Source organism: Gracilibacillus suaedae, from assembly GCF_017599345.1.
Classification (GTDB): Bacteria; Bacillota; Bacilli; order Bacillales; family Amphibacillaceae; genus Gracilibacillus; species Gracilibacillus suaedae.
The window spans coordinates 51623-74777 of sequence record NZ_JAGFVL010000062.1 but is presented as its reverse complement, the minus strand read 5'-3'; the positions used below and the strand labels follow the sequence as shown (position 1 = coordinate 74777).

Sequence of the window (23155 nt, the reverse complement as noted above, 5' to 3'; positions counted from 1 at the left end):
ACTAGTCCCTTTCTCTTTTGATTAGTTCTGTTAATAATCGAACACCAAAGCCGCTTGCTCCACTTACATAATAACCGTCTTCTTTATATGATTTCACAACATTTGCCATGTCGATGTGATACCATTTACTTGTTTTTTTAAGAAATGATTGAAGAAATAATGCCGCTGTAATGGAACCACCATATGGCGATGATGCTATATTTTTAATGTCTGCTATGTCACTGTTTAGTAAATTTTGATATTCCTCCACAATCGGCATTGGCCAAACAAAATCACCCGTAATCTCGCTTATTTCATTATAATAATCAATAGTTGCTAATTGATTACTATAAATACCTGCTCTTTTTAACCCTAATGCATGACCAATGGAACCAGTTAATGTTGCAATATCAGCAATCCATTCTGCCCCCATTTCTTGCGCATATATGATACCATCTGCTAAAATCAACCGACCTTCTGCATCTGTATTTCCTATTTCTACTGTAGTTCCATTTGCATAAGTAATTACATAAGAAGGTAGATACGCGTTACTACTAGGCCGATTCTCTACCAATGGAATAATTGCTTGTATCGTTACTTTTAATTTAAGGTCAGCAATTAATTTCATTGCACCAATCACTGCAGCGGAACCGCCCATATCCATTTTCATATCAACAATGTCTTGTCCTTGCTTACTATTTATTCCACCTGAATCAAAGGTGACACCTTTACCGATTAGTGCCATTTTTTTATTTATTCCATTTTCATAATTTAATAAAACAACTTTTGGCTTCTGTTGACTCCCCTTACCGACCTCATATGTAGCGCTGAATCCTTTCTCTATAAGCTGTTCATAATCAAGTATAGTTACATTCACATCTGTGTTCTTGAATAAGTTGCTTATTTCGTTCACATAGCTGGCTGGTGTTAATTGATTTGCAGGTTCATTACATAAATCCCGTGCCACACACACTGCATCCGCAACCAGCTTTGCTTGTAATGCTAGTTCATTATATTCCTTGTTATAATGCAGTGAAATAGTTACATCCTTTTGTGCTGATTTATATTTTTGGAATCGATAACTTGCTAAATACCATCCTTCGAAAAAAGCAGCAATCGATTGATGCAATGAGAAATGATTTAATTCACGGAATCTATGAAACGCAATGTCTAATGCCTTAACATCATGCATTTCAGCTTGTTTCCTCAATTCACCCGCAATGAATTTAATGGATTCTATTGTTTTAACAGATGACGATAAATAAACATAAAGGCAATATTCGTCATGTCGATACACACATTGAATTGGATTCTTCTTGAATGTTTCTAAAGCTATATCCTCTATATGTCTCACGGAAGTAATGAATTGAACAGAAGCATTCATTTCTTTCCCCCCTTGTGATAATGATCTATACTACTCGTGTTTGTGACTATTCAATCATATACATGTCATGTCCATCAATTCTAGCAATTATAAAAGGGATCGATTGATTATCACAAAATTCGTCTATACTTGTCTATTTCGTACTAGTTTAAATCCAATTCAATATGACCTACTTCTTTCCCGTTATCATTTAAGATTACAGAGGATCTCAATGCATATAACCGGTCAATAGTCTTAGTATTAGTATAATTGAGTTTTTTTAATAATTCCGCGACAATTAATGGCCATAATAATTCTGTACCACTATAAACCTTAAGTGCGATACTAACCTTCTCTTTCTTAAGTGCTAAGCAATAGACGCCTTGAGCTCCACCTTTTGCTATAATGTTTCTATCCCTTAATAAGGAAGTACAAATAAATTGGTGTGATGCAATAATGTGTGGGAAGTCATTCATTATTTGAACAATTTGATTAACCACATCTTCTGTTTCCTCATCTCTAATCATGCTAGGGTAGGCAAATTTTAAATAAGATATGGCCATATTATATAAAGGTACTGCAAACACAGGAACACCACATCCATCAATCCCAGTCACTATGTCATGTTTCGGCGTCTCAGAAAGTGTTGCAACAGTTGACAATATTTCTTGTTGTAATGGGTGACTTAAATCATAATAGTGTTCGCCTAATTGCTGTTCTTTTACATATGCTAAAAACCCCATATGCTTTCCTGCACAATTATGCAGTAATGCACGTTTTTGTTTATTTGATTTTATATAAGCTATTTTCGGCTCTTCATTCAATGGATAGCTCTCATTACAAATAAGCTCACTCTCTACAATTTGTAATTTATTAGCTAGGCTTAATAATGCTTTCTCATGATAAAGCTCCCCTCTCTGTGAAGCTGTAAAGAGGGCTGCCTCTTCTCCAGTAAGATGATATTGTTCGACTAATTTAAGTTTAAATATCGGTATAGATTGAAACGGTTTCATTGCGGACCGATAGAATGTTGGTTTTTGTATGTCACCTTTTTGATAGATAATTTGTTTATTGTGATCAATTATACAAACTGCACCTTGATGAATATTCTCTATTGTGTTATTTCTAAATTCTCTTGCAATAATCGAAGAAGGCATTACATCACTTCCTTTCGGGGACGTTTAAAAGCTAATATTTAGCATTCATCCCTACCTATAGAGATAAGAGAAATAAAGGATGCACTGGAAGTACGCACCCTTTATTACGATATTAATTAGAATGTGATAAAGTTGTACATGGATTGAACGTTTATATTCCTTGGTATTTGCTTATTTTCAAAACGCTGATCCTGAATAAGTGATTCGGTAAAGTATATTTGCTTTCTTTCACCAGGAACTAAATGGAAATTATTAGAACTGAAATAACCTTCTTCCTTTGTTTCCATCCAAACATTCATCGCAAAGTGATCACATGATAATTCGATACCACCTTCTATCACCTCCACATGTATGTTAGGATCTTGTAATTGCATTTGTTTCGGTTCAACAAATAAATGGGTGACTTCATCAACAATCGACTCATCTATTTCTAACTTGGCAGCTAACACACTATTATTAATCCAATCTTTTTTATCTTTTAAATCTACTAAATGTATTTTTGTTGATGCATTTTTGGGAATTTCAATCCTTACCGCCTCTTCTAAAACAATCTGTCCTTCACATGATACGATTTGTAAAGTAAGATTTGCTAATTGATCCTGTTGTACATCTGAAACAACCGTACACATAACCTGTTCCGCTTGTTGGTCTACAATAAGAATTGTTGGTTTAAAGCGATCCTTCATCTCATATTGCAGTGATTTCCATCTACCGTAATAATCCATACTTGACCATGAAGCAACAGGCCAACAATCATTCATCTGCCAATAAAGCGTTCCCATACAATAAGGCATATGTATTCGATGAGCTTCTACTGCAGAACGAATGGCTTTTGCTTGAAGGATTTGGCTCAAATGTAAAAAGGAAGCGAAATCTTTCGGTTCTTTATAATACATATCCATATATGTTTGAATTAGACGATTTCCCGATCCGTTTTTTTGGTGATGTAACATAACATCAGATTCAAGCGCGAAGTCTTTTTCTTCTGCATATTTTCGAACTGTTCTTTCTTCCGGGAAAGATTGGAATCCATATTCGCTCATAAATCGTCCTACATTTGCTTTATATGCCTTTAAAGGTTTTTGACCGTGCCATACATCCCAATAATGGATGTCCCCTTTCTTCAACGAAGCGAATGTAGCATGTTGATCCTGATTAAAAGTAAGATCTTGCATCGGAGAACTTGGCCAATATGCAGTATTTGTATCATACTTACGAATGACTTCTGGCAAAAGTTGATGGAATAGTTGATCATATGCTTGCCAAATTGCTTTGCGTTGAGCTGAGTTATACCTTTGCTTCCAGCCCCATCCAGCATCCTCGACATATTCCGCCCAAGCAGAATCCATTTCATTATTTCCACACCATAATGCGACACATGCATAATTACGCAATCGTTTTACATTATCAATTGCTTCTTGCTCTACGTTGTCTAAAAAAGCCTTATCGCCTGGATACATACTACATGCGAACATAAAATCTTGCCATACAAGAAGCCCATATTCATCACAAAGTTCATAAAAAACATTCGGCTCATATATTCCTCCGCCCCATACACGTAACATGTTCATATGTGAAGCTTTTGCAGAAGCAATTTCATGTTCGTAGTCTTCCTTTTCAACCCTTGTTAAAAAACTATCATTTGGAATATGATTTGCACCTTTCATAAAAACAGGTACTCCATTTAATTCAAAATGAAAACTTTGGCCACCTTGATCATGATCACGTACGAATCGAATAGAACGCAATCCCGTCTTTACTTTTTTACTACTTTTTAATGTCTCATTATGAAATAAATCAATAGAGAAGTGATACAAATACGGTTCTCCTAATCCGTTACTCCACCATAACTGAGGCTTACTAATCGAAAATGGTATGGCAATAGTTTGTTTCCCCTTCTTTACTTGGATCCTCTCTTCATGACTAAACCCATTGTTATCAGCGATAGAAATAGTAACTGCTAGTGGGGCTGATGCTTCTAATTCAACATTTGCTTTCAATTTAGCTATTTCTTTTGTTACATGTGATTGCTCAATAAACACATCTTGCATGCAAACATGAGACCACGCCTCAATATAAACATTTCGCCAAATACCACTTGTTACAAATCGTGGTCCCCAATCCCAACCATAATGATAAGGAGCTTTACGAGCAAAGACACTTAGCTTCTTCTCACCAACTCCTCCATCTTCAGAGTGATCATTATCGGCAGGTAAATTGTACCCTAACTCGTTAGGTTTATTTAAGTCATGAGCAATGGGGGAATGAAAGTACACATGTAGCATATTCTCCCCTTCTTGAACGTATGATTTAATATCCACCTTCCAAATACGAAACATGTTGTCTGTTGATAATACTTGTTTGCTATTTACATAGATATCTGCATACGTATCAAGCCCTTCCAATATAAGTTCTAACCTTTCCTCCGCCATATCTGATTCAGTCAATGTGAAGTATGATACATATTCCCAATCTTTTTTATCCACCCATTGAATATCCAATTCATTCTTTCCTACAAATGGATCTGGAATCACGTTGTGTGCTAATAAATCTGTATGGACACAACCGGGAACTGTTGCCTCTTTCCATGTCCTTTCACTTGCTTCTTTAAACTGCCAATTAGGTAATAAAATTTTTCTTACAGTGGACATACTACCTGCCTCCGTCTATATTAATCAAAATGTATTTCTGTTTGTTGTTTACTAGATTCGTCGACTCCTGTTAAAATCTTCATGATCTCTACACCATCTTCAACAGGTGCGATATTTTGTTCTTTTCCTTGTGCACATGCAATAAAATGATTGATTTCGTTCTGAAATCCATTCTCAAAATCGAATGTGAGATGATCAATTTGTGGTGTGCTATTTAGCATAATGTTGTTTTTCTCTGTAAATATTTCTAGTGCTGGTTCAATTTCTGCGCCACCTTTATTCCCATGTAGACTTACACGAACCTCTTCCTTCTTCGCATACAAAGAAAAACTAACATCGACCAATAATGATGACCCGTTATCAAAGCGAATGAGTGCATTAGCTAAATCCTCAACAGTGTTTTGTTTTGCATCATAATCTGCCGCTTTGTAAAATGATTTAAATTCTACATTGGATCTGTTACCTAACTTATGATACGTATTCCCACTAACAGATTTGACTTTAGGCTTGCCCATTAAGTACCAACAAAGGTCAATTACATGAACACCAATGTCAATTAAAGGTCCTCCACCTGAACGCTCTTTATCCGCAAACCATCCACCAGGGTTCCCTAATACTCGAAGACACGATGCTTTCGAATAATAAATATCTCCTAGTTCACCATTATCAATGAAGCGCTTTAACACTTGTGTATTTGTACCAAACCTTCTCACATAACCAATTTGCAGGAATTGGTTAGGATATTTCTTGACGCATGCCTCAATGGATCGCGCTTCTTCCACTGTTTTACATAGTGGTTTTTCAATTAAAACATTTTTACCTGCTTCTAAAGCTGCTATAGCAATTTCAGCATGGGTATTATTCCATGTACAAATACTTACCGCATCCACTTCTTTATTTCGAAGCATTTCATGATAGTCTGTATAGCAATGTGGGATATTCAATTCTTCTGCTTTTTTCCTCGCTCTTTCTTCATTCATATCTGTAACTGCTATTAATTCAGCATCTGGATTACTTAGATAACCTTGTATATGCATTTCCGAAATAGAGCCTAGCCCTATTACACCGACTTTAATTCTGTTCAACCTAACTCCTCCTATAATTGGTTTAAAATATTTTGTACATTTTGTAATGAAATGTGACTTGCTTTCTTGCATTCTTCCATTCCTTCAAATTCTATTGACACATAACTATCATAGTCACTATCCTTTATCACTTGTAAAATTGCTCTCAAATCAATATCACCATGACCAGTGATCGCTCCTCGTAGATATTTACCTCCCATAGAGGTAAACCAGCCCTCACCAGGGGAATATGTGGTAGCTTGCCGCACATAAAAATCTTTCACATGCAGCATTGTTGTATTATCTAAACATTTTTGAATTGCACAGTACGGATCCTCATCCACACAAAGAAAATTACCAATATCTAAGGTAAGGCCAAAATTAGACCGATTGACTTTCTTTATAATCAGGTTGACGCGATCACTGCCTTGAAGGTAAAATCCATGGTTTTCAATACTTGTTACAATTTCATATTGCTTTGCATAATCTGCTATCTCTTGACATGCTTCAACGATTTTTGGCAAATCTCTATCAAACTGTTCGATACTAGCCTCATTTGGTGGCTTGAATGATATATCATGGCGCATTCTCTTTACACCTAAAGTATTTGCAATATCTACCTCTTTTTTTACACGATCTATTTCTCTTTGAAAATCTTTATTATTGCCACTCAAAAATTCTGCACCAATTGCATAATTAGAAAGGCCTAATTCAAGTCCGCTCGCTTTCTCTCTAATGTCTTGAACTAAATCGTTATTGTCTGTTAATGTATATCCAATTGGTACAATTTCGATATGTTCTCCACCTTGTGCTTTCGTCCAATCCATCACATCTAAAATCGACATTTCTCCTGAATGGATGGCATTTGCTAAACTATAAGAACTCATACCCACTATCATCGCTTCGCCTCCTAATGATCTCTATAATGCAACTTTTTGTTGTAACTGATTGGATCGATAACACGCTTTCACTACCTCTAAGGTTTTTAATCCATCTTCTCCAGTTATGAATGGTTTTCTTTGTTGTTGTACACAATCAATAAAATCATTAATTAAACCTTCATCCATATCATCTGTATAAACCATTTCTTCAATTCTCTGATTTATATCATTGTAGTAAGTTACATGCTGTTTCAATGCATCGACTTTTAGTGACCCATTTTCACCAAAAAATTCTAATGTAACATCACCCCATGTCGGAAATGTCTTAGGACGCGACCAACTTGGATCAATTGTTACAACAACGCCTGACTCTAATGTTAATATTACCTGCCCACAATCCTCTACAGGAATATCATAAAATTTCGTATCAAATACTGCATATACATCATTTACTTCGTCTTGTAGTATCCACCGTAATACATCGACAATATGAACAATATGGTCTGTTGCACATCCTCCACCTGACAATGTAGGATCGACAAACCAGCCTCCAGGCATTTGTCCATGATTCGTTGTACGAATTGCCAATATATCCCCAATTCTCTTTTCTCTAATAATTTGCTTCATTTCTTGGATAGTTGGTGCAAATCGAACAGGGAAGGCGACTTGCAAAATGACATCATTGTTTTTACAAGCTGCCATCATTTCCTGAGCATCTTCCACCTCTGTGGCAATTGGTTTCTCACATAAGATATGTTTCTTCGCATTTGCTGCTAAGATTACATGCTGTTTATGGTGAACATTCTCTGAACAGATTATGACTGCATCAATATCTGTTTCTAACATTTGATCTAAATCGTCATAATACGTTGTTTGATATTTATTGGCCATTTCATGCCCTCGTTGCCTATCATTATCCCATATACACGTAAGTTCACTGTGGCTATTCTTTTGTAATGCATTCGCATAACTTAGTGCATGCATATGGGCAAAGCTTATTATCCCTATTTTCATCATTGACATCCTCCATTGTTCGTCATTGGTTCATCTTGTTCAATCGATTGATTTATAGCATCGATTACCTGTATGGTCTTGTTTATTTCTTCGACATTAGAAAATCCCTGTTCTCCTTGCACAAAACAATGATACGCATCCTGTAATTGCCTGTGTAAGATGGGTTTTCCTAGCGGACGAAATGCTTGTTCCTCGCCATTATTCATGGTTAATTGAATGGGCGTTGTATCTTCCTCACTATAAGAAAGCATTCCCGCCACTCCTGTTAATTCAATGGTAAGCTCTCCCTTGCCAAACCCCCTAGCTAATTCTAATTGTATAAAGCTATCATCCATCAACCGAATTTGGGTAGTAATATATCGGTTATTGATATTTTTAGCATATAATGTTTTAAATGCTCCAAATGTCGCAACGATCCACTGCAGCAAGCTGAATTCTTTATGCGAGAAGGATCTGTATACAGGAAGAAATGGCTGACTCTTTAATGACACATAGTGTACGCCTAACCTACCTAATTGCTTGTGTTTAATCTGTTCTTGTAAGCTAGTTAATTCAGGAGTGCACATCATACTAGTGGAGAATCGAAATAAGGTATTCTCTTCTACAATATCTTTATACTTGTCAATATTGCTATGCACTTCTGTTACTAAGATAGCAACCTGCGAATTAATTCTTTCTAACACCCCTTCTATTAGCTCTTCCGATACACATAAATCAACTAAGTCAATATCGTTTACTAGATGAAAAAGAGAAATGTCTTCTTGTGACTCTATTACAACTGGTTCCACATCCATTGTCGGCACTGTCGACCAATATTCTAAATGCATAGCTACATTCTGTTCACTTCCAATTAAACCTACTTTCATTAGACTTCACCTCCACTCTCTGTGACATGAAACGTCATAAGCTCATAAGGTTTTAACTTTTTATTCACGACACCTACATCAGCACCTGATCCAATAGATTTCTCTAATAAATTCGTTTCCTTATAAATGGCATTAGCTTTTATGTTCAACTCAATTGGTGTTTCATTTCCTTCTGATTCATATAGCCTTACAATTAATCCTGTACCGTTCTCAGCTAATTTAATCGTATCTAATACAACACTCTCACCCTTTATTTCTACAAATGAATGTACGGATTCAAGTATTCCATGATGATTCTCTGCTTTTACTATTGGATCCTTCGTGTTTCTTTCATGTCCTTTACGAACAGTATTTGCCCTTCTCCAATCACCTGTATGCGGATATAAAGAATAAACAAATTCATGTGTCTGTATATCCGCAGTTTCGTCAGGCCATTTTGGCGCACGTAACAGGGATAAACGTATGGTTCGCCCTTTAATGTCATAGCCGTATTTACTATCATTTAGTAGACTAACACCATAGTTACCTTCAGATAAGTCTGCCCATTTCTGCCCACACACTTCAAATTGCGCTTGTTCCCAAGACGTATTATTGTGTGTCGGGCGTTGAATGGTTCCAAAAGGAATTTCATATGTTGCATAAGATGATAATATATTTACAGGGAATGCAACCTTCAATAATTTATGCTTTTCTTTCCAATCTACCTCGGTATGAAAATCAATTAATTTAGATGTATGATCGAATACTACTCGTTGGCGGATAATAGAATTATGGACCTCCCACTTGAAAGTCAGTTGGTCACTCAATGTCCCGGTATAATTAACCTTTGCTTCGATTAATTTCATACCATCTACTCTCTGATTGGCAAAATGAGGATCAATATCCCAGGCGTCCCAATCTGTTGGTAAATCTTCAAACAATTGCAACTCATTTGCGATTTGTCCTTCTTCAATCACCTCTCTTTTTGCTTCTTTGTCATACAATCTAGTCATAAAGCCATTTTCATTAAAAGTAATGTTATAATTTACGGTCTCCCACTCTCTTATAAAATCACTTGTTTCTACTAAGGAATTTGTTTCCACATCTTTTAACCAGATTGTTTTAAAACCAAATTGCGGGATAGCTGGTATAAGTGCTTGAATCTCCACATCTATATCATTTACTTTAATATAGTCTATCTTGTATGGGGTACCATGTTCATCCACGACAGCTTTCGTTAACAACTCTTTATTACCTCTAAGTGTGAAAATCCTGTCACGCTTCCATCCTAGACTATTAAATAAAACATATGGTACACCAGGTCCTTCCGTATTAATAGAAGATACAATGTTATTTATTGCATCTTGACGTATCATCTCACCCTCTATTAACACTTTTTCATATTGTTCTTGTGATAGTTGATAAACAGGTTCAATTGCTGTACCTGGTACGATATCATGGAATTGATTTAACATAATTAACTTCCATAACTCATTTATTTGTTCCTTTGGATAGGATTGATTTAAGTACATGTGTGCGAAAGAATGCCAGATTTCAATGTTGCGAAACAAATGCTCAACCATTCGATTATATTTTTTAGTTCTTGCATGTGTAGTATATGTTCCACGATGCAATTCTAGATATAGATCGCCATACCATTTTGGTAAATGAGGATTATTGTGATGGACACGATCAAAGAAGTCATGCACCTTACTGAACTTCACATCAGGTAATCCTGGCAATGCTTCTGATCGTTTCAATGATTCGATCATTTCACGGGTTACACCGCCACCACCATCGCCATAACCATAGACAAGCATCCGTTCATCATATTCTTTCTTCTGATTGAAATCATCCCATGTTTGTTTAATATCTTGTGGTGTAGTTTGTTGTCCTAAAATAGTGTGCAGATAAGATAAAATCTTTGTTCCATCTATTCCTTCCCAATGAAATAAGTCATATGGAAAACGATTGGTGTCGTTCCAATTTAATTTTGTTGTCATAAAGTAATCTATTTCCGCTTTTTTCAATATTTGTGGTAATGATGCGCAATAGCCGAACGTATCAGGCAACCATTCTACTCTTGGTTTTTGTCCAAATTCCTCTTCGAAATAAGTTTTACCAAAGAGTAATTGCCTCACTAATGATTCTCCGGACGGAATATTTAAATCTGGTTCTACCCACATCCCGCCAATGATTTCCATCCGTCCTTCTGCAACTTGCTTTTTCACTCTTTCAAATACCTTTGGATAATATTTTTTTACATATTCAAATAATTGTGGCTGGCTTTGTGCATATTCAAACTCTTCATACTCTTCCAAAAGTGTACTTGCTGTTGAAAAAGTACGAGAAGCCTTTCTAATGGTTTCTTTTAGTGGCCACAACCATGCAACATCAATATGGGATTGGCCAATTGCTTTCATTGTTCCTTCTCTATATCCTGACAATTTCTTTAGTGTCTTAAGAATTTTTTCCTCTTGTTGTTGAATAAATGAACCGTCAACTGCGTCAATATCTTCTATAATTCGAAAAGCATCAGCAGCTTCATTTAACGATTCGTATAGAGCATGTGCGGCTGTCGATTCTTTCTTTATTACGTCAAATGTTTGGGTTGCCGTCTGGAGTGTATATAAGAGCGATTCTACTTCCTTACGTACTTTCACAATTTTGCTGGTTATTAGATATATAGGTGGTGGATTTGTCTCTGCGCCTGCCACTTGGTTAAATCCGCGTAAATGGTCTTCAGGAATTCCAACAGGATTAAATAATTCAAGATTAATCTGTAAGGATGTCTCATTTATTAAATATAAAGGTAATTTATAAAAGGAACGGTTACGGTCGAATCCTTGTAACGGTTGATCATTGACCGATAATAAAGCTTCATAATGTGAAAACTGTCCACCAGGGCCAGATACACTAAATAAAATACCAATAGACTCATCTTTCTCTCTTGATGGTAAGGAGACATTTGCTTTTAAGAAGGCTGTCTCACCCGAATCAATCAGGTGATCACCTACTTTCAATTCCTTATGATGCAAGAAATGATATGTATCAGCATCTTCATATTTATAAATTTCTGCTTCCCATTTATTAATTGAAACTAAATCACCATACTGTAGGTTTCTAAGTTGTCGAATTAACCGAAATATTCTTTGCATCTTCATCCCCCATTTATTCAATAATTAATTCTTTTTCTATTAATCGATCTGGAGAATCCCCAACCATAAGTAAAACCGTACCTTTCTCTACCTCTTGTTTCATGTGCAGATTCCATATAGACAAGTCTTCTTCCTGCAACGTTAATGTAATAGTTTTTGATTCACCAACTTGTAACCAGACTTTCCGAAAGTCTTTTAATTCTTTGATACGTTGTGTCACAGATGATTGAAGATCTTTCATATACAATTGAATAACAACATTACCATCATATGGACCTTCATTTGTAACTTGAACAGGTACCCTTACTTCTTTTCCTTGAGTTAAACATTCTTGTGTTATTCGTTCAGGTTCAGCTGAAGTAAATTGATAATGAAAGGTCGAGTAAGAGAGCCCGTAACCGAAAGAATACATCGCTTCTCCTAAGCCATCATAGTATTCTCTTTTTCCACCACTATCTTTATAATTGTAATAAACAGGTAATTGCCCTGAATGAAAAGGGATGGAAATAGGTAATCTACCACTTGGATTCACTTCTCCAAAGATGACTTCGGCAATTGCTTTACCTCCTTGTTGTCCTGGATACCAACCAATTAAAATGGCATCTAAATACTGTTCAATGTGTGAAATACTATGAGGTCTTCCTTGAATAAAAACCCCGATAATGGGTGTACCTATACATGCTATTTCTTTTACTAATTCCTCCTGCACACCACCTAAATCAAGGTCTAACACGTCAATATTTTCACCACTATCCATCTCTGCTTTGCCTGTATTCATTACTGCACCGTTATGATGGAATGACATCCCAAACTCTCTAGCACTAGAGCCACCTAGTGCTACTATAATTACATCTGATTTTCTGGCAATTTCTTTGGCATACTCAAAACCTGATGTATCTGTAGAACGAATATCACAGCCTTTCGCATAGAAGACATCACAATCCTTTCCAACAGTCTGAGCAATTCCATCTTTAATCGTAACAACAGCACCTTCTCTTTGTGGCGGTGTATAGTCCCCAAGCATGTTATAAACACTATCAGCATTCGGTCCAATAACTGCAATCGCTTTCTTATCTTTGTTTAAAGGTAAAAGGTCTCCCCTGTTCTTCAGTAGTGTAATAGATTCTCGTGCTACAGCTAAATTAAGCTCTTTGCCCTCTTCTCGATCTGCAAATGAAGTATCTTCTGTTTTATAATCGTTCGAGAATAACCCTAATAAAAATTTCGCGTAAAGTATTCTTTTAACAGCTTGATCAAGTGTTTCTTGACTTATTATTCCGTTTACTACGGCTGTTTCTATTTGTGTATAAATGTCATCCCATAAGCTGAGATCAACACCTGCTTCTAGTGCAGATTTTGCTGCTAATTCTTTATCATTAGTTAATTGAAGTAATCGCTCTAATGCAACACCATCAGCCATTACAAACCCATTAAATCCGAGCTCTTCTCGCAAAATAGTCGTCAGTAAGAAGTGATTAGCATGACATGGTATACCATCGATTTCGTTATATGCTGCCATACAAGCTAAGGCACCAGACTGAATACCCGCTTTCATTGCAGGGATATGTATCTCCCTTAATTCTCGTTCGCCAATTAAAGCAGGTCCTGCATTATGGCCACCTGTTGCTGATCCCTGAGCAGCAAAATGTTTTAATACTGCAAGCACTTCTGTTGTATCTCTTTCTCCCCCCTGCATTCCTTTGACAACAGCTTCTGTCATTTTTGATGCTAAGTATGGGTCTTCGCTAAAACATTCTTCTGTTCGTCCCCATCGAGGATCTCGTGCAATATCTAGTGTGGAAACTAAGCCAAGATGTACACCTTTTTCACTTAATTCTTTTGCAACATATTGAGAGGCCTTTTGCTGTAATGCTGGATTCCATGTCGCACCCGATCCAATATGTGTTGGAAAAACCGTACTATCTAACGCTTGATGACCATGTGGACATTCTTCCGAAAACAAAGCAGGTATGCCTAACCTTGTGTTTGCTTTCAAATATTGTTGGACTAAATTTGTCACTTGTTTACTATCTTCCAATGGAATACCATTACCAAAATGTACACCAGACCATGGATCTGCGCGAAATAACCCGTAAAGAGCACCAATCCCTTGAAATTCTTCTACATGTTTTTTGAAAATATCTGTTAATTCATATTTATCTCCGTTTTTTTTATATACTTGCCATCCATATAATTTTTGGTTTAATTGTCCAACTTTTTCTTTCAAGGTCATTTGTTTTAATAATTGTTCGACTTGCTCTGTTATCAATGTTCATCACCTCTTTATAAGCTCGGTTACCTTTTTACTAATTTAAATACATATGCGATTGGAACTTCCTCTTTATTTAAATGTGGTACATGAATTTGCAGTCCTTGTTCTTTGTATTCAAATGGCAATTGCTGATTCACACCTAACCATTCAATATGTGTAATTTCTTCAGATATCGGAATGAAAATAGATTCTTCTTGATAAGACATCTCCTCTTCTTCCAATAAACGAAAACAATAGATGGCATTGTCTTTCTTTGTGAAAGCTAAGTTATCTTGAAAGTATGGTGCAATCATCCGAGTACCATAAATTGCTTCACCATTTACTTTCATCCATTCACCTAATGATTGTAGAAGTTCCACTGCTTTTCTCGGTAGTCTTCCATCAGGTTGTGGTGGAACATTTAGTGCTAAATTTCCACCTTTAGCTACAATTTCAACTAATGTATGAATGATCTCTCGCAATGATTTGTATTCATCCTCAAATTTAAAAGCAAACGAAGTTGCAATCGATATACAACTCTCCCATGGTACATGAATGGGGTGTTCTGGTATTGTTTGTTCTGGTGTAATATAATTTTCATATAATCCACCAACAGTTCGATCAGCAGTCAATAACCATGGTTGGTGTTTGCGTGCTTTTTCTACTACTTCTCCTAACCGAATATCTTGATTGCGCTTTCCAACCCAACCTGCATCTAACCAAAGGATATCTATTCTTCCATATTTCGTCATAAGCTCCATCATTTGATTATGTGTGAAGGAAATAAATTTGTCCCACATCCAAGGATATTGTTCTGGATCGTATGATGGGCCACGCCACATATTACTGCCTCTTTCCATACCAGGTGCCCAATAATAAGGGGTATGCCAGTCCGCTTTGGAGAAATAAGCGGCAATGGCGATTCCTTTATCTCTGAATGCATCAAATACATTTCTCGTGATATCAGCATATTTATGCAAGTGAAACGGACAGGCTTTACCAGTAATTTTGTATTCTGTCTCATTGGTATCCCACATGGAAAAACCATCATGATGTTTGGTGGTGAAAATTAAATATTTAAACCCTGCATGATGAGCAAGTTCTGCCCATTTTTCTGGTTGGAAGCGAATGGGATTAAATGTCTTGTTTAAATCAAAATACTCTCTTTTGAAATCTTCCATATCTTCTGTCCAATCGACATCATCTCGAGACCAATCACCATCCTCATCACTTAGTGCCCAGGATTCAACTAACCCTATTTGTGAATACGGTCCCCAGTGCATCATCAATGCCAGCTTTTGATCTTTAAACCATTCTAAGCGTTGCTTTAATATCTCTTCTTTTGGTTCAACCCAATTTTTTTCAGACAAATAATGATGCACACCTTGTTCTACTAACTTTTCTTCACTCACAAACCCTTCCCCCTTTGTTATCCGCTAATGTATGTAAAGGGCTGCCTGCAACAATCAAACCGATTCTACTAAGTACAAATTCACTAAACATGGAATTCGCCCATGAAAACCATGGTCTAGTAAATTGTGCTGGATCATCTACATGAAAGCCTTCATGCATTAAATTCAATCCTGCATCTGTTTGCTTAAACAGTTCTGTGATGTATTGCTTCTCTTCCTCATGAATAGCAGTTAGCCCTTGAATCGCTAGAGAAATATGCCATATATATTGATCAGGTGTGTGAGGACTTCCTATTCCTTTTGCCACTTTTCCTTCAAAATAAAATGGATTATCTTCACTTAAAATAAATCTTCTTGTGTTTAAATAAATGGGATCATCAAAGGAACAATAACCTAAATATGGCATGGATAATAAGCTTGGTACATTCGCATCGTCCATCATCACATAGTTACCTAGTCCGTCTGTTTCATATGCATAGATTTCTCCATGGATTGGATGATTGACAATACCATATTGTTTAATTCCACTTTCTATTTCCATTGCTAATTGTGAAGCCTCTTCAGCAATAACACTATCATGTAAAATACTTTTAGCGATTTCTGTTAGTTGTCGTAAGGATACAACGGCAAACATATTCGCTGGTATTAAATAGCCATATTGACATGCGTCATCACTAGGTCTAAATCCACTCCAGGTCATCCCTGTATAACCAACAGGTGCACCATAGCCAGCATTTGATAATGTATCTTGCTCTGGACAATTATCACGAACAAAATAATAGTTAGACTGCTGATGATTTTGCTCTGTTCTCCATACATGTAAAATATTTGATACTGCTTCTACAAATGAGTCGTCAAAATGAGTAGTGTCCCCTGTCGCTTTCCAATAAAGATATGCTAACTGGATTGGATAACATAATGAATCAATTTCGTATTTTCTCTCCCATATCCAATCTGTCATTTCGGTCTGATCGTTATGATATCTCATTCCATTTGCTGTTTCGTTAAATGCATTTGCATATGGATCATGATTGATGAAAAAAAATTGCTTTTGGATAACCCCTTTTATCATTTTAGCGATACTTTGATCTTGTTCTGCTAACAATAAATATGGTCGCACCTGTGCTGCAGAATCGCGTAACCACATTGCTGGTATATCTCCCGTTATGACAAATGTTGTTCCATCAGCTTGGGGACGAATGGTTGTTTTATACGTATTGATAAATGTCTGTTCGAACATTTCCATTAACTTTGGGTCATCTTGGAAATGTTGCTTTACTTTCTCTATAAATTGCTTTATTGCCGGTGTAATCTCTTGTGCCATTATCGTTCACTACTTTCTTCTAGGAATAATTCCGATTGATTTAATCTCAAATTGCTTTACATATACCTGCATGTTATCGATGCATTCATTGACTTTTTCCTCAAGTACATTACTTTCGTAAATGGTTGCTATGTTTTCCTGTTCTTTAATTTCAATAGATGATTCTTTATTGGTCATATTAAAAAAGCGAATCATAAGGTCCTCTTTATTGGTCGCAACTTTAAGTGATGTTTGCACAAGATTATCTTTTGCTTGATAAGATAGATATTGATGTTTACTAGCAACTTCTCCATCTTGTACAGGAATTTGCAATGTAGACCATGGAACGACATATTGGTATGCTTGTTGATAAACTTGCTCGTTAGTTGTACCACTCAAGTGCGGATAGATTTTAAAAGAAGCTGTCTGTTGACCTAGACACTGTGCCTCTGGCGTAGGGAAATATCCCCAGTCACCTAACTCTCCGACTGCTCGAAGTAATGTCATCGCAATAGTATTCGCTTCATCTCTTAACACTTCATATTCATTTAATCCCTTGTTGGTAATCGTTATCCCTTGGTTCGAATCATGCATACTAACAAAAGCCTGTTGATGCTGAGAATAATCTGGATTTGTCCATTCACCTGCTGGCCTATTGTTACGTTTGGCTACTTCAAAAATCGCGTCTGCATAATGAACATCTGATTGAATATTGGTTGGGAACAACACACGTAAACGATGGTCTTTTGCATTATTATCATAAACAACATCTACATTTACACCTGTACTATGCTTCTCTAAACTGACTTTTGTTTGCATGGTAAATAATACGGTTTTCTTAGATCGCTTTGCTTTACGAGATGTAAACCAAACCAACTGTTTTTGCTCTTTTTCTAATAATGCTTCGGCACTTTCTGGTATTTCAAATTGATGGGTAATCAGGTATGTTGCGCGAAAAGATGAATTTTCAATTAATTGAATCTGTGCAGTTTCATTTTCTGTCGTTATCGGTGAGTCATCATTCGCTTCTCTGTACATATATTCATTACCAATGTCACCTGTATTTTCGTAAATTAATAGATTAGAAAAAGTTCGGCCTGTTTTTTTATCTATGATGGTTAAAGAACCATTTGTATTAATTTCCACTCTTACCTGTTTATTTTCTAATGTATTTTTAGACGAAGCTATTTGTTGTTTTTCCCTTTCCTTTTTCGCAGCCTTCACTAATGCGAATGTAGAATGACTGAATAAAGGGATATCCTTTGCTTCAAATGAAACCTTTGCTCTTTTCGCTAAATAAGGCTGTCTGAATTGATGCTTTGGTAAATCATAATCAAATACTACTGCCGTATCTTCTAAGTGATAGTCATATTCATTGCCATCTGCATCAACTAAAATATAGTGATCTAAATCAAAGGCTTCTACAGATTGACGGTGAGCACCATCAGCAAAGTAAGCGCGCATAAAATCTATTTCCACCGTTACTACACCTGTTTTGCCTAGACCAGTTGTGTTAAACACAACAAATGGAATAGGTTCTTTTCCGTATTTATTAAATATTGTTGTATCAATTTTGGCTCCTAGCTTCTTCATTGTCGCTTGTTTATAGCTTTCGGCCATATACTTGCTTTTTTCAAATCGTGTAACCATTTCGCGATGAACTTCATCAACACTGCAACCACAAATACTATCATGAGGATGATTTTGCATTAATGTTTTCCATGCATATTCCAAAATATCTCTGTCATCATCTTCTCCTAATAAATAAGAAAATGTGGCTAACGGCTCTACTTCCTTCTCTAGTAATGTCTGTACTTCTTGGTTCATTTGTTTTAGATAAACACGTGACGATGCAGTATTAACTAAAGTTCCCCATCCATCTGTATGCTGACTTCTTAGCTCTCCTTTTACTTCCTTTAATTCTGGTACTGTTAATTGTTCATCTAAAGCTTGTATATATTGATTAAAATTCGAATGTATAAATTCATAATCTGGGTACAGCTCTTCAGCTGTTTGAATTGCAGCTGATAAATTAGTTTGTACTGGCTGATGGTCACAGCCATTAAGCATCAACAAATGATCTGATGCAGCATATCTTTCCATTGCTTCAATATGACCATCCCAATATTTCTTAGCAGCTTCTTTGTCCTCAGGTATTTCATTACCATTACAATACCAATTAGCAAATAATATACCCGTTACTTCTGAACCATTAGGTGCTTGCCATCTCATTTCAGAATATGGAGATTCATAACTATCTGCTTCACTTACTAAATTATTAAATCCCGTTGGCTTTACCCCACGACCAAATGCCGCATGCTTTATTCCTGCCTGATGAAGAATTTGTGGTGCTTGCCCCATATTGCCAAAGGAGTCAGGGAAATAACCAATCTTGGATATATTTCCCCATTTCTTCGCGTCCTTCATCCCGTATTGTAAATTACGAATATTTGATTCACTACTTGTTAAGAATTCATCTTGCAACACATACCATGGTCCGATATGAATTCTTTCTTCATCAATAAACTGCTTTATTTTATCTTTCATGTCAGGTCTTACTTCAAGATAATCATCTAGAATAATAGTTTGCCCATCTAAATGGAAACTCTTAAATTGTGGATCTTTTTCCAGTGTATCAAGTAATTGATCCATAAATTCTATTAATAAATAGTGGTGCTTTTCATATGGCAAATACCATTCTCGATCCCAGTGTGTATGTGAAATAATATGAATTGTTTTCTTTTTTCCATTCACTATCAAACTCCCCCCTGCTTGCTATTAAAATTTGATTCGAATTGTTTTAATTTCGTATGGTTTCACAAATAGGTCTACAGTGTTCGTTTTTTGTTCATCTGTTATAGAATTTTCCATTAAATCACATTCTGTCCATGAAGTAATTTGTTTATTGCACGTCAAGGATATATTCCCTCTTCTACCATGGAATTCATGTAACCTTACAATAATGGACTCCTCATCTTCTGCTTTTTTTACCGTATCGATTTCGATATGATCTTCATCCATTTTTATAAATGATTCCTCACTCCCCTTAAATGTACCTTTGGTTACACGTAAAGGTGCATTTAAGTTATAAGCTAATGAATGGACTTTTGCTTCACGCCAATCATTCGTATGTGGTAACAATGCATAGGTAAAAGTATGTTCCCCTAAGTCAGCTTCAGGATCTGGATATACTGGTGATTTAAGTAACGACAATCGCATGGTACTATCTTTAATATCATAGCCGTATTTACTATCATTTAGTAAACTGACTCCATACCCTGCTTCAGATATATCTGCCCACTTATGTCCAACTGTTTCAAAACGCGCATAATCCCAACTTGTATTCCAATGTGTCGGTCGATTTACATTACCATATTGAATGTCATAGGTAGCTTCTGTTGCACGAATATCCACCGGAAAGGCAACTTTTAGTAAACGCTGTCTTTCTTTCCAATCAACATATGTTTCAAAATCAATTCTAGGATTATCTGCATACAGTATCATATCTTGCTTAATGGTCGACTTTCCATATCGCCATTCAAAATGAACGGTCGTAAAAATATCGCCACTCTCTGTACAATCGACATGTATTAATTCATGAACATGCTCTATTTTCTCTTGATAAAAAATATCAATATCCCATGCATCGAACATTAATGGCTTATCTTCAAAAATCTGCAAATCATTGCCTACTTGACCTTGTTGTAATAATTCTCGATTTGCTTTTTTATCCCAAATACTTGTTAATTGTCCATTCGTATTCCAACTAATTGTATAAAATGGTGAATCCATACTATTGTTACCCTCTTTAAATGCAGGCAGTATTCGATCCTTGGTATGTTCTTCACGACTAATCGACGCTACACCCAATGCAGGAATATCTGTCACATAAACAACTACCCCGTCATTTGTAGCTTGTGATTTTAAGAGGTTTCCTGTATGATCTCTCCATGTCCCATCCACTTCGTTAGGAATAAATGCCCAATCATCACGCTGCCATGAGGAACTATTTATGATAGTGTAGGAATTACTTTCGGTTTCCGCTACACAAACTTTTAATGCTTCATTTATGGTTTGTTCCACAATATGTTCTGCTTCTTCATATTCAACTTTTGCATCCTCATACACTTCTTTAATAGAAGAACCTGGAATAATATCATGAAATTGATTTCTTAAAATTATTTTCCAACCTGCTGTTAACTGATTTCCTGGATAATTCGAAAACCCTTCCTCAATTGCTACCAAGCTATTCAACCATTCACTTTCGCGATATGCTAATTCCAGTTTGCGGTTGTTTTTCTTCATAAATGCTTGTGATGTATAGGTCCCTCGGTGAAATTCTAAATATAACTCGCCATCCCATGTGTGTACATATTCTTCTGTATTCGCAATGGTATTTCTTAATTTCTCAAAATAATCACTAACGGTAGATGGTTTTGCTTTTGGAAGTGCTGGTAATTGATCCATTCGCTTTCGTACTTCTAACATGTCTCTATTTACACCACCTCCACCATCTCCGTAGCCATATGCGAGTAATAAATCCGTGTTCACATTCTTATCTTTATATGCTTGCCATGAATCTAGTAATATATTTGGTTGCATATAACCGTTGTACGTATAGTAAGTCGATTCAGGCCATGGTTCTGTTGTTGTAATAAAATGTGTTAATATCTCACTACCATCTATTCCTTTCCAAAAGAAAGTATCGTGTGGCATGCGATTAAATTGATTCCAACTAATTTTCGTTGTCATAAATGAGGTGAAGCCAGATTTTCTTAATATTTGTGGTAATGCCCAGCTATAGCCAAATACGTCTGGTAGCCACAATACTTCATTCTTTTTATCAAATTCTTCTTTAAAGAACCTAGTTCCTAAAAGTAACTGACGTACTAGTGACTCTCCTGATGGGATGTTACAATCCGCTTCTACCCACATACCACCTTCGACTTCCCATTGACCTTCACCCACTTTACGCTTAATATTTTGATAAATTTCTGGATAATCATGCTTTATATATTCATAAAGCTGTGGCTGACTTTGTAAGAATAAATAGTCTGGATACTGCTCCATTAAGCGAAGAACCGTGCTAAACGATCTAGCAGACTTCTCTCTTGTATGCTTCAATCGCCACAACCATGCAACATCAATATGCGTATGGCCAATACAATGGAAAATGACATCACTATGCTTTTCTAATTGGTTTAAGTTATCAGATAAATAGTCACTCGCTTCATAGACAGACTGATAGAAAGAGTCAGAACCTGGAGTTAACCAGTCTATTTTATGGATTGCTTTATTTAATATTTGTGTTAACTGTTGCTTTTCTGTTTGTGTTTCAGCGAGATGTTGTAACGTCTCTAGCATCACCTTCGCATCAAAGTAGAAACCATCCACTATTTCATCTATACAGGCGATACTTGCATGTTTAAATCGATAATGTTGTTCTTGTGGTTTTCCTCCACCTTCTAACCCTGACCATAATCGTAAATCAAATTTGACTTTTTCACCTATATGGTTAGATGATAAAAAAACTTCTCTATGATTAGAATCCACACCTTGATATGGATGATTATTCAAAAATAATAATGATTCGAAGCCTGAATTGTTACCAGCACCTGTATCTCCAAAATCAAATCTTGCAACAATTTTTTTGAATTGCCAATCTCTTGGAATATGTACTTCCTTTGTTAGCCATACATATAAATCTCGACCTGACCAGTGATCACCTAGCTTAATCTTTGTGCTTTCTTCACTCGTATCTGGTGGATATGTACCTATTTCTCCTTTATGATCAATGGTATGTACCCATTCATCTAATGTTATTACATCTCTGTACCTAAACTTTTCGATTTCTTGTATTCTTGCATTTAATTTCTTTTCTGTTAAAAACATAGTAAATTCTCCTTATGGAAGAAATGATGTATCAATGGCTCGTCATTATACTTCAGTAAATGATGTACATAACGAGCCATTGATAATGTTATAAGAGACTTAGGATTTTCGAATCCCGGTGATTGTTAGCTAATGCATCAGGATGTTCATACCTAAAACTTGTAGTGAGGGTATTATAGACAATT

General features: G+C 36.0%; 13 protein-coding genes. All 13 read right to left on the bottom strand.

The window, feature by feature from the left end:
- Window position 1: 1 nt before the first annotated feature.
- On the bottom strand, window positions 2–1363 hold the full coding sequence (locus J5J03_RS18955; protein ID WP_208591943.1) for a M17 family metallopeptidase: 1362 nt from the start codon (window positions 1361–1363) through the stop codon (window positions 2–4).
- Window positions 1364–1506: 143 nt separating this feature from the next.
- A complete protein-coding gene (locus tag J5J03_RS18950) occupies window positions 1507–2499 on the bottom strand; it encodes an asparaginase (protein WP_208591942.1) in 993 nt (330 codons plus the stop codon).
- A 116-nt stretch (window positions 2500–2615) separates the two neighbouring features.
- Entirely contained in the window at window positions 2616–5150 is a 2535-nt protein-coding gene (locus J5J03_RS18945) for a beta-mannosidase (RefSeq protein WP_208591941.1), read from the bottom strand.
- Between the two features lie 20 nt (window positions 5151–5170).
- Complete coding sequence (locus J5J03_RS18940) at window positions 5171–6235, bottom strand: Gfo/Idh/MocA family protein (RefSeq protein ID WP_208591940.1); 1065 nt, start codon at window positions 6233–6235, stop codon at window positions 5171–5173.
- Between the two features lie 11 nt (window positions 6236–6246).
- The gene (locus tag J5J03_RS18935) at window positions 6247–7113 is read right to left on the bottom strand and encodes a sugar phosphate isomerase/epimerase family protein (protein ID WP_208591939.1); all 867 of its coding nucleotides are present in this window, start codon (window positions 7111–7113) and stop codon (window positions 6247–6249) included.
- A gap of 21 nt (window positions 7114–7134) precedes the next feature.
- On the bottom strand, window positions 7135–8109 hold the full coding sequence (locus J5J03_RS18930) for a Gfo/Idh/MocA family protein (protein ID WP_208591938.1): 975 nt from the start codon (window positions 8107–8109) through the stop codon (window positions 7135–7137).
- The gene (locus tag J5J03_RS18925) at window positions 8109–8975 is read right to left on the bottom strand and encodes a hypothetical protein (protein ID WP_208591937.1); all 867 of its coding nucleotides are present in this window, start codon (window positions 8973–8975) and stop codon (window positions 8109–8111) included. Before J5J03_RS18925 ends, J5J03_RS18930 begins: the two co-directional genes overlap by 1 nt.
- Window positions 8975–12112, bottom strand: coding sequence for an alpha-mannosidase (locus tag J5J03_RS18920; RefSeq protein WP_208591936.1), 3138 nt, complete (start codon window positions 12110–12112; stop codon window positions 8975–8977). Before J5J03_RS18920 ends, J5J03_RS18925 begins: the two co-directional genes overlap by 1 nt.
- Before the next feature lie 13 nt (window positions 12113–12125).
- Entirely contained in the window at window positions 12126–14345 is a 2220-nt protein-coding gene (locus tag J5J03_RS18915; RefSeq protein WP_208592231.1) for a glycoside hydrolase family 3 N-terminal domain-containing protein, read from the bottom strand.
- Window positions 14346–14407: 62 nt separating this feature from the next.
- Window positions 14408–15775 (bottom strand): alpha-L-fucosidase, encoded by a 1368-nt coding sequence (locus J5J03_RS18910; RefSeq protein WP_331460526.1) that lies wholly within the window; start codon window positions 15773–15775, stop codon window positions 14408–14410.
- On the bottom strand, window positions 15768–17099 hold the full coding sequence (locus J5J03_RS18905; protein WP_208591935.1) for a glycoside hydrolase family 125 protein: 1332 nt from the start codon (window positions 17097–17099) through the stop codon (window positions 15768–15770). The genes J5J03_RS18910 and J5J03_RS18905 overlap by 8 nt, the downstream gene beginning before the upstream one ends.
- 9 nt (window positions 17100–17108) lie before the next feature.
- Window positions 17109–19832: an alpha-mannosidase gene (locus J5J03_RS18900; RefSeq protein WP_208591934.1), complete on the bottom strand. Its 2724-nt coding sequence runs from the start codon at window positions 19830–19832 to the stop codon at window positions 17109–17111.
- A 24-nt stretch (window positions 19833–19856) separates the two neighbouring features.
- Entirely contained in the window at window positions 19857–22970 is a 3114-nt protein-coding gene (locus tag J5J03_RS18895; protein WP_208591933.1) for an alpha-mannosidase, read from the bottom strand.
- Window positions 22971–23155 lie beyond the last annotated feature (185 nt).

Bases quoted from the DNA above. Each gene is read 5' to 3' on its own strand.
- J5J03_RS18935 (WP_208591939.1), bottom strand. From the start codon at position 7,113: ATGATAGTGGGTATGAGTTCTTATAGTTTAGCAAATGCCATCCATTCA.
- J5J03_RS18925 (WP_208591937.1), bottom strand. From the start codon at position 8,975: ATGAAAGTAGGTTTAATTGGAAGTGAACAGAATGTAGCTATGCATTTA.
- J5J03_RS18955 (WP_208591943.1), bottom strand. From the start codon at position 1,363: ATGAATGCTTCTGTTCAATTCATTACTTCCGTGAGACATATAGAGGAT.
- J5J03_RS18930 (WP_208591938.1), bottom strand. From the start codon at position 8,109: ATGAAAATAGGGATAATAAGCTTTGCCCATATGCATGCACTAAGTTAT.
- J5J03_RS18905 (WP_208591935.1), bottom strand. From the start codon at position 17,099: ATGGCACAAGAGATTACACCGGCAATAAAGCAATTTATAGAGAAAGTA.
- J5J03_RS18920 (WP_208591936.1), bottom strand. From the start codon at position 12,112: ATGCAAAGAATATTTCGGTTAATTCGACAACTTAGAAACCTACAGTAT.
- J5J03_RS18945 (WP_208591941.1), bottom strand. From the start codon at position 5,150: ATGTCCACTGTAAGAAAAATTTTATTACCTAATTGGCAGTTTAAAGAA.
- J5J03_RS18950 (WP_208591942.1), bottom strand. From the start codon at position 2,499: ATGCCTTCTTCGATTATTGCAAGAGAATTTAGAAATAACACAATAGAG.
- J5J03_RS18895 (WP_208591933.1), bottom strand. From the start codon at position 22,970: ATGTTTTTAACAGAAAAGAAATTAAATGCAAGAATACAAGAAATCGAA.
- J5J03_RS18915 (WP_208592231.1), bottom strand. From the start codon at position 14,345: ATGACCTTGAAAGAAAAAGTTGGACAATTAAACCAAAAATTATATGGA.